Raw genomic sequence first — 11,370 nt, forward strand, 5'->3', positions numbered from 1 at the left:
ACCGCCTCGACACCGCCGGCGTCGAAGCCGACGAACTCACCGTCCACACCCCCGACCTCGACGACGTCTTCTTCGCCCTCACCGACGGCACCCGCGTCCCCCACCAGGCCGACCACCAGCCCGACCAGCAGGCTCAGCCGCTCCCGTCCAAGGAGGACCTCCGATGAGCACCCTCTCCCTCGCCGTGCGCGACTCGTCCACGATGCTGCGCCGCAACCTGCTGCACGCCCGGCGCTACCCCTCGCTCACCCTGAACCTGCTGCTCACGCCGATCATGCTGTTGCTGCTCTTCGTCTACATCTTCGGCGACACCATGAGTGCGGGCATCGGAGGCGGGGACCGCTCCGACTACATCGCCTACATCGTCCCCGGCCTGCTGTTGATGACCATCGGGAGCACGGTGGTCGGCAGCGCGGTCTCCGTCTCGATGGACATGACCGAGGGCATCATCGCCCGCTTCCGCACCATGGCGATCCACCGGGGATCGGTCCTCATCGGGCACGTCGTCGGCAGCGTGTTGCAGTCGGTCGCCAGCGTGGTGCTCGTCGGGGCGGTCGGGGTGGCCATCGGCTTCCGATCGACCGACGCCACCGTCCTGGAGTGGCTGGCGGCCTTCGGGCTGCTGGTGCTCTTCGCCCTGGCGCTCACCTGGATCGCGGTCGGGATGGGTCTCGTCAGCCCGACCGTGGAGGCGGCCAGCAACAACGCGATGCCCCTGATCCTGCTGCCGCTCCTCTCCAGCGCCTTCGTTCCCGTCGACACGATGCCCGGCTGGTTCCAGCCGATCGCCGAGTACCAGCCGTTCACCCCGGCCATCGAGACCCTGCGCGGGCTCCTGCTCGGCACCGAGATCGGCAACAACGGTTTCATCGCCGTCGCCTGGTGCCTGGGCCTCTCGGTACTCGGCTACGTCTGGTCGACCTCGACCTTCAACGCCGACCCGAAGTAAGCCGTCATGGCCACCAGGGCCGCACCCCCGCACCTCAACGGTCCCGCACCCCGCACCCGTACCGCCCGAGGGCGGCGTGACCCGGCTACGAGCCGGATCGCGCCGCCCCTCGGCGTTTCCCGGCCTCGTCCGCGACGCGGCGGGCGCCCGCGTGACGCGCGTCTCCGGCCCCTGTCCGTACCGGCTCTGGCGCGCAAAAACTAACAGCGCTAGTTTGGGGTTCCGGCGGCCACGCACGGACGACCACGAGCCGGACGGCCGAAGCTGGACGACCGCAAGCCGGCCGAACACCGCAAGCCCGGGAGGAACAGCCCATGAAGGCCCATGACGGGATGTACATCGGCGGCGCATGGCGGCCCGCCGAGGGCCGCGACACCATCGCGGTCGTGAACCCGGCGGACGAACAGGTCATCGCCCAGGTGCCCGCCGGCACGGCCGCCGACGTGGACGCCGCCGTACGTGCCGCGCGCGCCGCGTTCCCCGGCTGGGCCGCCACCCCTCCCGCCGGGCGCGCCGCCCGGCTCGCCGCCCTGCGGGACGTCCTCGCCGCCCGTGCGGAGGAGATCGCCGCGACGATCACCGCCGAACTCGGCTCCCCGCTCCGGCTCTCGCAGACCGTGCACGCGGGTGTGCCGGTGCTCGTCGCCGGTTCGTACGCCGAACTCGCCGCCACGTACGCCTTCGAGGAGAAGCTCGGGAACTCCACCGTGCTGCACGAGCCGGTCGGGGTCGTCGGGGCCATCACCCCCTGGAACTACCCGCTCCACCAGATCGTCGCCAAGGTGGCCCCCGCCCTGGCCGCCGGCTGCACGGTCGTCCTCAAGCCCGCCGAGGACACTCCGCTGACCGCGCAGATCTTCGCCGAAGCCACCGAGGAGGCGGGGATTCCGGCCGGCGTCTTCAACCTGGTCACCGGTCTCGGCCCGGTCGCCGGGCAGGCGCTCGCCGAGCACCCCGGGGTGGACCTCGTCTCGTTCACCGGCTCCACGGCCGTCGGCAGGTCGATCGGCGCCACCGCGAGCGGCGCCGTCAAGCGCGTCGCGCTGGAGCTGGGCGGCAAGTCCGCCAACGTGATCCTGCCGGGTGCCGACCTTGCCAAGGCCGTCAACGTCGGCGTCGCCAACGTGATGTCCAACTCCGGCCAGACGTGCAGTGCGTGGACCCGGATGCTGGTGGACGCCAAGCGGTACGAGGAAGCCGTGGCCCTCGCGGCTGTGGCCGTCGCCAAGTACGTGCCCGGGGAGCGGATCGGTCCTGTCGTCAACGCCAAGCAGCTTGCAAGGGTGCGGAGTTACATCAAGAAGGGCATCGCGGAAGGTGCCCGGCTCGTCGCCGGAGGCCCCGACTCCCCGCAGGAGGTGGGCTATTACGTCAGGCCCACCGTCTTCGCCGACGTCACCCCGGACATGACCATCGCCCAGGAGGAGATCTTCGGCCCGGTCCTCTCCATCCTCCGGTACGAGGACGAGGAGGACGCGCTCCGTATCGCCAACGGCACCGTCTACGGCCTGGCCGGCGCGGTCTGGGCGGCCGACGACGAGCGGGCCGTCGCCTTCGCCCGCCGCATGGAGACCGGGCAGGTCGACATCAACGGCGGCCGGTTCAACCCGCTGGCCCCCTTCGGCGGCTACAAACAGTCCGGCGTCGGCCGCGAGCTCGGCCCGCACGGTCTCGCCGAATACCTCCAGACGAAGTCTTTCCAGTTCTGAACTCCGTCCGCTTGCCGCCCGGTTCGCCACCGGGCGCTGCTCGGCCGGGGTGTCCGGCCCACCCAGTCCGCCGCCGGTCCCGCCGGGCCCGGCCCACCAACCGAGGAGCCGTCCGTGGTTCGCGCCGCCGTACTGCCCGCCGTCCAAGCGCCGCTGGAGATCACCGACATCGAGCTGCCGGACACCGGTCCGGGCCAGGTGAGGGTGAGCCTGGCCGCCGCGGGGGTCTGCCACTCCGACCTGTCGCTGAGCAACGGCACCATGCGCCTGCCGGTGCCCTGCGTACTCGGCCACGAGGGCGCGGGCATCGTCCTGGAGGTCGGCGAGGGCGTCGATCACGTCGTCCCGGGCGACGGAGTCGTACTCAACTGGGCACCTTCCTGCGGCACATGTCACCCCTGCCGGATCGGCGAGGTCTGGCTCTGCGCCGACGCGCTGAAAGGCGCCGCGAACATCCACGCCCGCCTCGCCGACGGCACCACGCTCCACCCCGGCCTGAACGTCGGCGCGTTCGCCCAGGAGACCCTCGTCGCCGCGAACTGCGTACTGCCCGCCCCGGCGGGCATCCCGCTCACCGACGCGGCCCTCCTCGGCTGCGCGGTGCTCACCGGCTACGGTGCGGTCCACCACAGCGCCCGGGTGCGCGCCGGGGAGACCGTGGCCGTGTTCGGGATCGGCGGGGTCGGCCTCGCCGTGCTCCAGTCCGCGCGCATCGCCGGGGCCTCCCGGATCATCGCGGTGGACGTCACACCGGAGAAGGAGGAGCTGGCCCGCCTGGCCGGCGCCACCGACTACGTCGTCGCCTCCGCCACCACCCCGCGCGAGATCCGCAAACTCACCGACGGGGTGGGCGCGGACGTGGCCGTGGAGTGCGTGGGCCTCGCCCGGACCATCCGTACCGCCTGGGAGTCCACCCGCAGGGGCGGCCGTACCACCGTCGTCGGTATCGGCGGCAAGGACCAGGACGTCACCTTCAACGCCCTGGAGATCTTCCACTGGGGCCGGTCCCTGACCGGCTGCGTGTACGGCAACAGTGACCCGGAACGCGACCTGCCGGTGCTCGCCGAGCACATCCGCGCGGGCCGCTTCGACGTCTCGTCGATGGTCACCGAGCGGATCTCGCTCGACGGCATCCCCGCCGCCTTCGAGAACATGGTCGCCGGAAAGGGCGGCCGGGCCCTGGTCACTTTCTGAGGCCGAGTTCCTCGGCCGCCCGTACCCCTGGGCACGGGCGGCCGGCGGCGGGTCACGCGCGGTTCTCGCGGCCCGGTCAGCGCACCGGGGCGTCGGCCCGTTCGACCTTCTGGGTGCCGTTGAGCGTGCGGTACGAACGGACCCAGGAGGCCGTGGCGTCCTGGCGGGTCTTGTCGGAGACCGCGTAGTAGTCCATCTGCGAGCGCTCGGCCGTCACGTCGAGGACTCCGTAGCCGTGCCCGTCCATGTCCACCCACTTCACGTGGCGGTTGGCGGCCTTCACCGCCAGGGCGGCGACCTCGGAGACCGTGTGCGCGGGGACCGCCAGGATGTCGTCCAGGTTGTCCGAGGTCACCGAGGTCACCACGAACTCGGTGGCGGCGGAGGCCGACAGAGGGTAGGTCGCCGCCTTCACGGGCACGTCGTTGGCCCACGCCATGTGGATGTCACCGGTCAGGAAGACGGTGTTGGTCACCGACCTGTCCCGCAGGTGGCCGATCAGCTCCTTGCGGTCGTCGGTGTAGCCGTCCCACTGGTCGACGTTGACGGCGAGGCCCCCGCCGGGCAGGCCCAGCAACTTCGCGAGCGGCGCGAGCACGTCGGCGGGGACCGACCCGAAGGCGACCGGGGAGATCATCACCGACGTCCCGACCAGCTTCCAGGTGGCCGCCGACCCGGCGAGACCGGCCTTCAGCCAGTCCAGCTGGGCCCGGCCGGTGATCGTGCGCTCCGGGTCGTCCACCGACCCGCTGCCCACGGACGCCTGCGCGGAGCGGAAGCTGCGCAGGTCGAGCAGGTGCAGTTCGGCGAGGTTGCCGAAGGAGAGCCGGCGGTAGACGGTGCCCTCGGTGGAGGCGCGGACCGGCATCCACTCGAAGTACGCCTGCTTGGCCGCCGCGACCCGATCGGCCCACGCCCCCTCGGTCGCCGGGGTGTGGTTCTCGGCGCCGCCGGACCAGGCGTCGTTGGCGAACTCGTGGTCGTCCCAGATCGCGATCACCGGGTGGACCGCGTGCAGGGCCTGGAGGTCGGCGTCCGTCTTGTACGTGGCGTGGCGGACGCGGTAGTCGGCCAGGGTCAGGATCTCGTGCAGCGGCGAGTGCGGGCGCACCACGGTGTCACCGTGGGCGTAACCCCCGGACGCGTACTCGTAGATGTAGTCGCCCAGGTGCAGCACGGCGTCCAGATCGGCGCGGGCCGCGAGGTGCCGGTACGGGGAGAAGAAGCCGGCCTCCCAGTTGGCGCAGGACACCACGCCGAAGCGCACCCCGGGCGTCGCCGCACCGGCGGCGGGCGCGGTGCGGGTCCGGCCCACGGGGGAGAGGACCTGCCCGGCGGCGGCCGAGAAGCGGAACCAGTAGGCGGTGGCCGGGCGCAGTCCCCGGACGTCCGCCTTGACGGTGTGGTCGGAGGCGGCCCGTGCGAGGGACGTACCGGAGGCGACGGTCCGGGAGAAGGCCTTGTCCTCGGCGATCTCCCAGCCGACCTCGGTGTCCGCGCCGATTCCGGAGCCGGGTATGGCGTCAGGGGAGGGCGTGACGCGGGTCCACAGGAGGATGCCGTCGGGGAGTGGATCGCCGGATGCCACGCCGTGCAGGAAGACCGGCCCGTCGGCGGCCCGTGCGGCGGTCGCGCCGAGCAGGACGGGGGCGGCGACGGCGGTCGCGGCGGCTGCCTTGACGACCGCGCGACGGCTGGGTGCGGGAGCGTGTTGTGTGGTCACGGGCGCACACGCTACTGACGAGTACGGCCAACTGGCGTACGAACGACAGAAGTTCGCCGAGCCGTCGGAAGCCGGACACGGAGCCGGACACGGAGCCGGACACGGAGCCGGACACGAAGCCGGACACGATCGGGCCCCCTCAGCTCCTCAGGTCCTCAGCTCCTCAGGCCTTCGGCGCCTTCGGGGCCAGCAGCCGGGCGTCCATCTCGCCCTCCTCGAAGAGCCGGGAAGCCGGGCCGACGATCAGCGGGTCCGGCGTGCCGACCACGGACGGGTCCTTGCCCGGGTAGTCGAAGCGGTCCAGCACGTGCCGCATCGCCTCCAGCCGCGCCCGCTTCTTGTCGTTGCTCTTCACCACCGTCCAGGGCGCGTCGGCCGTGTCCGTGTGGAAGAGCATCAGCTCCTTGGCCTCGGTGTACGCGTCCCACTTGTCGAGCGACGCCAGATCGACCGGGCTCAGCTTCCACCGGCGCACCGGGTCGATCTGCCGGATCATGAACCGGTTGCGCTGCTCGTTGCGGGAGACCGAGAACCAGAACTTCACGATGTGGATGCCGTCGCGCACCAGCATCCGCTCGAACCCCGGTGCCTGGTGCATGAATTCCAGGTACTCACGGGTGGTGCAGAACCCCATCACCCGCTCCACCCCGGCCCGGTTGTACCAGGACCGGTCGAAGAGGACGATCTCGCCCGCCGTCGGGAGATGGACCGCGTACCGCTGGAAGTACCACTGCGAGGACTCGCGTTCGGTCGGCTTCTCCAGGGCCACCACCCGGGCGCCGCGCGGGTTGAGGTGCTCGGTGAACCGCTTGATGGTGCCGCCCTTGCCCGCCGCGTCCCGTCCCTCGAAGATGACCACCAGCCGCTCGTCGTGCTCCTTCACCCAGTGCTGGAGCTTGATCAGCTCGATCTGGAGGGCGCGCTTGTGCTTGTCGTACGCCTTGCGGCCGAGCTTCTGCGGATACGGGTAGTCCTCCCGCCAGGCGTCCCGGGCGCGGCCTTCGGGGGTGACCAGCTCCGGGTCGTCGTCGCCCCGGTCGCGGACCCCGAATCCCTCCAGGTGCGGTCCGCCGAAGCGGGCGGCACGATCCGCCTCCGACTTCGGCGAGGAGCCGGCCGGCAGCGGCTTCGCCCCGGCGGTACCCCGCCGGGGCGCCCGGGCGTGTTCGTCAGACCCGTCCGGTTTCCTGTTGCTCGATGCCATCGGGGGTTCCCTCCACCGGCTCGGCCACGACCTTCCGCGTCCGCCCAGTCTGCGGACGGGTCCGGGAGACCGCCACCCCTGCCAGGCAGAGCAGCCCGCCGAGGACGGAGAGCGCGGCAGGTACCTCGTCGAGCACCAGCCACGACATCAGCACCACCAGAGCGGGCACCGCGTAGGTGGTGGAACCCATCCGCCCGGCCGTGGTGCGTGCCAGCGCGTACGCCCAGGTGGTGAAGGCGAGCGCGGTCGGGAAAACGCCCAGGTAGATCATGTTGAGAGTGGCGGAGAGCGGGGCGTCGGCGGCCTCGTGGACCAGCACCCCGGTGAAGGGAAGGCAGCCCGCCGCGCCGATCAGGCAGCCGAAAGCGGTGACCTGGAGCGGTGAGCCGTGCTCCAGGGCCGGCTTCTGCGCGACCACCCCGGCCGCGTAGGTGATCGCGGCGACGAAGCAGAGCAGCACGCCGAGCACCGAGGAACCGCCGTGGCCCGACATGGACAGACCGACGACGACGGCGCCCGCGAAGGACACCCCCATGCCCACGAGCAGCCGGCGCGGCAGCCCCTCGCCCAGCAGCCGGGCCCCGAGCAGCGCGATCAGGATCGGCCCGATGTTGACCACCATCGCGGCGGTCCCCGCGTCGACCTCCTGCTCGCCCCAGTTCAGCACCACCATGTAGAGCCCGAACCAGAGGAGCCCGGAGACGACGATGCCGGGCCAGGCGCCACGCGCCGGCAGCCCCTCGCGGCGTACGAGCAGCAGGGCGACGAGCACCACGGAACCCGCCAGCAGCCGGCCGAGGGCGAGCGCGCCGGGGGAGTAGGCGTCGCCCGCGCTGCGGATGGAGACGAACGCGGTCGCCCACAGCACGACGGTGAAGCAGGCGGCGGCGACGGCCCGCCGGTCGGGGCCGGAGCGGGGCGGAGCAGCGGGTATGGGCGGTGTGGTCATGTGATGAAGGTACGGCGTGCGGGGTTCGGCCCGCACCGGTCGTCCAGGGGGCGACCCGGGCGCGGCCGCCCTCAGCGTCGCGTCGGCCCCGGGCGCCGGTCCAGCCCCGCGTACTGGAGCTCCAGCCCGTCGAGCAGGGCACGCAGCCCCGTCTCGAAGGCACCCTCGTCCACCTGCCGGCGCCGGTCGGCGAGCAGGTGGGCCTGGCCGAGGTGCGGGTAGTCGGTGGGGTCGTACGCCGTCTCGTCGTCCACGAATCCCCGCGCGAAGGACCCCAGTGCGGAGCCGGTGACGAAGTACCGCATCAGCGCCCCGATGTGCGTGGCCTGGGCGCGCGGCCAGCCCGCGTCCACCATCGCGCCGAACACCGCGTCGGCCACCCGCAGGCCGGCGGGCCGGCGACCGGGGCCCTGCGCCAGGACCGGCACGATGTTCGGATGCGCGGAGAGCGCGGCACGGTAGGAGACGGCCCAGTCGTGCAGGGAGCGGCGCCAGTCGCGCGGGTCGTCCGCGCCGAACATCGACAGATCGACTTGGGCGGACACCGCGTCGGCGACCGCGTCGAGGATCTCGTCCTTGTTCCGGAAGTGGTTGTACAGCGACGGCCCGCTGACCCCCAGCCCGGCGGCGAGCCGCCGGGTGGAGAGGGCGCCGAGGCCCTCCGCGTCCACGAGCGCGCCCGCCGCCTCGACGATCCGTTCTCTGCTCAGGAGTGGGGTACGAGGTCGGGCCATGCGGCACATAGTAGGGCCTGCCGACGGGAAGCCCGGGGCGGACGGACCCGGCTGCGGGCGCCCGCGTCCCTCGGTCCAGCACCGCCCACCGCACGTCGCGACCACGCCCGTCAGCAGGGCGGAGGTGCGACCGCCGGGTCGTCGTGGTCGTTCATCGGTCCGCGACTCCCTCTCCCGCACCGGCGGGACAGCCCGCGATCGCCGTACGGCCCGTGGCAGGGGCTCCGGCGCGTACGCGGAACCGGCGGCAGGCAGGGGGCGGGAAGGCGATCCGCCCCGAGGGTTGGCCGAAAAAGACGGGGAAGCTGTCGCATCCGGGTCCCGGAAGGGCTTGCGCCCTCCGGTCGTGCGGCACATAGTGGGCTGCGGCGAGAAACTAGCAGTGCTAATTAAAGCGCCCCGGCGGACCGGTGGTCCGGTGGGGGCGGTGCCCGACGCGGAGGAGCGAAGCGCGATGAACCTGGAGCTCAGCGAGGAACAGGAAGCGGTCCGCCGGCTGGCCAGGGACTTCGTGACCCGTGAGGTCGCCCCGCACGCCGCCGCCTGGGACCGTGCCGAGAATGTCGATAAGTCGATCGTGAAGAAGTTGGGCGCCCTGGGGTTCCTCGGGCTCACCGTGCCGGAGGAGTACGGCGGCTCCGGCGGCGACCACCTCGCGTACTGCCTGGTCACCGAGGAGCTGGGACGCGGCGACTCCTCGGTGCGCGGCATCGTCTCCGTCTCCCTCGGGCTGGTCGCCAAGACCATCGCCGCCTGGGGCGACGAGGCGCAGAAGCGCCGCTGGCTGCCCGGCCTCACCGCCGGGGAGCTGATCGGCTGCTTCGGGCTCACCGAGCCCGGCACGGGTTCGGACGCGGGGAACCTCGCGGCGAGGGCCGTACGCGACGGCGACGACTACGTCATCGACGGCACCAAGATGTTCATCACCAACGGCACCTGGGCCGACGTGGTGCTGCTCTTCGCCCGTACCGGCGACACCCCGGGCCACAAGGGCGTCTCCGCCTTCCTGGTGCCCACCGACACTCCGGGCCTCACCCGCAACACCGTCCACGGCAAGCTCGGTCTGCGCGGCCAGGCCACCGCCGAACTGGTCCTGGAGGGGGTCAGGGTCCCCGCGTCCGCGCTGATGGGCCCCGAGGGCAAGGGGTTCTCGATCGCGATGTCCGCCCTGGCCAAGGGGCGCATGTCGGTGGCCGCCGGATGCGTGGGGATCGCGCAGGCGGCCCTGGACGCGGCGGTCGGTTACGCGGGCGAGCGGCAGCAGTTCGGCAAGCCCATCGCGAGCTACCAACTGGTCCAGGAACTCATCAGCGACATCGCCGTGGACGTGGACGCCGCCCGCCTCCTCACCTGGCGGGTCGCCGACCTGGTCGACCGGGGCGAGCCCTTCGCCACCGCCGCCTCCCAGGCCAAGCTCTTCGCCTCGGAAGCGGCGGTCCGCGCCGCCAACAACGCCCTCCAGGTGTTCGGCGGGTACGGCTACATCGACGAGTACCCGGTGGGCAAGCTGGTCCGCGACGCCCGGGTGATGACCCTCTACGAGGGCACCAGCCAGATCCAGAAGCTGATCATCGGCCGTGCGCTGACCGGGGTCTCCGCCTTCTGAACGCCGCCCTCCGGCCTCCCCGGGCCGGCCTGAGTACGGCAGTGAGTACCGGCACGGATGTGACGCCCCGGCCCAGGGGCGGAAGCTCGGGGGATGAGCGACACGACATCCGTCAAGCAGCAGAACACCGGCGCCTACTACGGCCAGGCCGTCGCCTCCTTCGGGGTGGCGATGGGCGCGGTGGCCCTCGGGATCTTCTTCCTCGACGCGGACGCCTGGGTGCGGGCCTTCCTCGCCATCGGCGTCCTCTACCTCGTCACCTCGTGCTTCACCCTCGCCAAGGTCATCCGTGACCGTCAGGAGGAGGGCAGGATCGTCAGCCGCGTCGACCAGGCGCGGCTGGAGAAGATCCTCGCCGAGCACGACCCCTTCCAGAAGCTCTGAGCCCCGGTACGGGCCCCACGTCCCGTCCGCCCTCCTCGCCGCCCCCGACGTCCCCGGTAACCCCGGCGATCTCGGGGGCGCAATCGTTTCATCGCTTCCCACCTCCCCCTTTCGTGCGGGCGGCGCTATCCTGCGGGCGAGATCCTAAGCGCTTGCTCAGGGTCGCGGTATGGTGTTCGTCCGGCGGACGGAGAGGGGCGCGTGACGATGGGTACGGCGGAGGAGACCGACGGCCAGGAGACGCCGTGGGGCGAAGTGACCCCCGAGGCGGCCCGGCGGCTCCTCGTGGCGGCGGTCGAAGCCTTCGCCGAGCGCGGCTACCACGCGACGACCACCCGTGACATCGCCGGCCGGGCCGGCATGAGCCCGGCGGCTCTCTACATCCACTACAAGACGAAGGAAGAGCTGCTCCACCGGATCAGCCGTATCGGCCACGACCGCGCGCTCTCCCTGCTGGACGCGGCGGTGGACGCCGAGGGCACCGCCGCGGACCGGCTCGCCACGGCCGTACGGGCCTTCGTCCACTGGCACGCCGAGCGCTTCGCCACGGCGCGGGTGGTGCAGTACGAACTCGACGCGCTGAGCGACGAACACCGCGCCGAGATCATCGAACTGCGGCGGCGCACCGACGCGGTGATGCGGCGGATCATCAAGGACGGCGTGGACACGGGGGAGTTCGACGTCCCCGACGTGCCCGGCACCGCGCTGGCCGTGCTCTCCCTCTGCATCGACGTCTCGCGCTGGTTCAACGCGCAGGGCAGCCGCACGCCCGAGGAGGTCGGCGCGCTCTACGTGGACCTGGTGCTGCGCATGGTCGGCGCCCCGAAGTAGCGCGGTCGGCGCCTCGAAGTAGCACGGTCGCGACGGGTGTCGTCGGCGTCGGTGGTTGACGGCGGGCATGAGGATGGGTATACCCAC

Annotated in this window: 10 protein-coding genes and 1 pseudogene; 7 read left to right on the forward strand and 4 right to left on the reverse strand. The window is 72.0% G+C overall.

The genetic code is table 11. The features are described from left to right. The 4 genes and pseudogenes from ACWD3D_RS25450 to ACWD3D_RS25465 all read left to right on the forward strand — a co-directional run. Positions 1-167, forward strand: a pseudogene (locus ACWD3D_RS25450) (ABC transporter); the annotation flags it as partial. After that, positions 164-949: an ABC transporter permease gene (locus tag ACWD3D_RS25455; RefSeq protein ID WP_451463113.1), complete on the forward strand. Its 786-nt coding sequence runs from the start codon at positions 164-166 to the stop codon at positions 947-949. The pseudogene ACWD3D_RS25450 and the gene ACWD3D_RS25455, both read left to right, overlap by 4 nt. 314 nt (positions 950-1,263) lie before the next feature. After that, the gene (locus ACWD3D_RS25460) at positions 1,264-2,658 is read left to right on the forward strand and encodes an aldehyde dehydrogenase family protein (protein WP_451463114.1); all 1,395 of its coding nucleotides are present in this window, start codon (positions 1,264-1,266) and stop codon (positions 2,656-2,658) included. Between the two features lie 114 nt (positions 2,659-2,772). Then, positions 2,773-3,852, forward strand: coding sequence for a Zn-dependent alcohol dehydrogenase (locus tag ACWD3D_RS25465; protein WP_451463115.1), 1,080 nt, complete (start codon positions 2,773-2,775; stop codon positions 3,850-3,852). 76 nt (positions 3,853-3,928) lie between these two features. Here the strand turns inward: ACWD3D_RS25465 and ACWD3D_RS25470 are convergent, their stop codons facing one another. From ACWD3D_RS25470 to ACWD3D_RS25485, 4 genes are all read right to left on the reverse strand, one after another. After that, a complete protein-coding gene (locus ACWD3D_RS25470) occupies positions 3,929-5,575 on the reverse strand; it encodes an alkaline phosphatase D family protein (RefSeq protein ID WP_451463116.1) in 1,647 nt (548 codons plus the stop codon). 163 nt (positions 5,576-5,738) lie between these two features. Further along, positions 5,739-6,779, reverse strand: a complete 1,041-nt coding sequence (gene ppk2, locus ACWD3D_RS25475; protein ID WP_451463117.1) for a polyphosphate kinase 2 — start codon at positions 6,777-6,779, stop codon at positions 5,739-5,741. Next, the gene (locus ACWD3D_RS25480) at positions 6,745-7,728 is read right to left on the reverse strand and encodes a DMT family transporter (protein ID WP_451463118.1); all 984 of its coding nucleotides are present in this window, start codon (positions 7,726-7,728) and stop codon (positions 6,745-6,747) included. The genes ppk2 and ACWD3D_RS25480 overlap by 35 nt, the downstream gene beginning before the upstream one ends. A 71-nt stretch (positions 7,729-7,799) precedes the next feature. Further along, the gene (locus ACWD3D_RS25485; protein WP_451463119.1) at positions 7,800-8,462 is read right to left on the reverse strand and encodes a TetR/AcrR family transcriptional regulator; all 663 of its coding nucleotides are present in this window, start codon (positions 8,460-8,462) and stop codon (positions 7,800-7,802) included. A gap of 454 nt (positions 8,463-8,916) precedes the next feature. On the opposite strand from ACWD3D_RS25485, the gene ACWD3D_RS25490 reads away from it, so the two are divergent. From ACWD3D_RS25490 to ACWD3D_RS25500, 3 genes are all read left to right on the forward strand, one after another. After that, entirely contained in the window at positions 8,917-10,068 is a 1,152-nt protein-coding gene (locus tag ACWD3D_RS25490) for an acyl-CoA dehydrogenase family protein (protein WP_451463120.1), read from the forward strand. A 93-nt stretch (positions 10,069-10,161) separates the two neighbouring features. Further along, on the forward strand, positions 10,162-10,452 hold the full coding sequence (locus ACWD3D_RS25495) for a YiaA/YiaB family inner membrane protein (RefSeq protein WP_328722549.1): 291 nt from the start codon (positions 10,162-10,164) through the stop codon (positions 10,450-10,452). A gap of 207 nt (positions 10,453-10,659) precedes the next feature. After that, positions 10,660-11,283 (forward strand): TetR/AcrR family transcriptional regulator, encoded by a 624-nt coding sequence (locus tag ACWD3D_RS25500; RefSeq protein ID WP_451463121.1) that lies wholly within the window; start codon positions 10,660-10,662, stop codon positions 11,281-11,283. Positions 11,284-11,370 lie beyond the last annotated feature (87 nt).

It is taken from the genome of Streptomyces sp. NPDC002690, assembly GCF_053592415.1.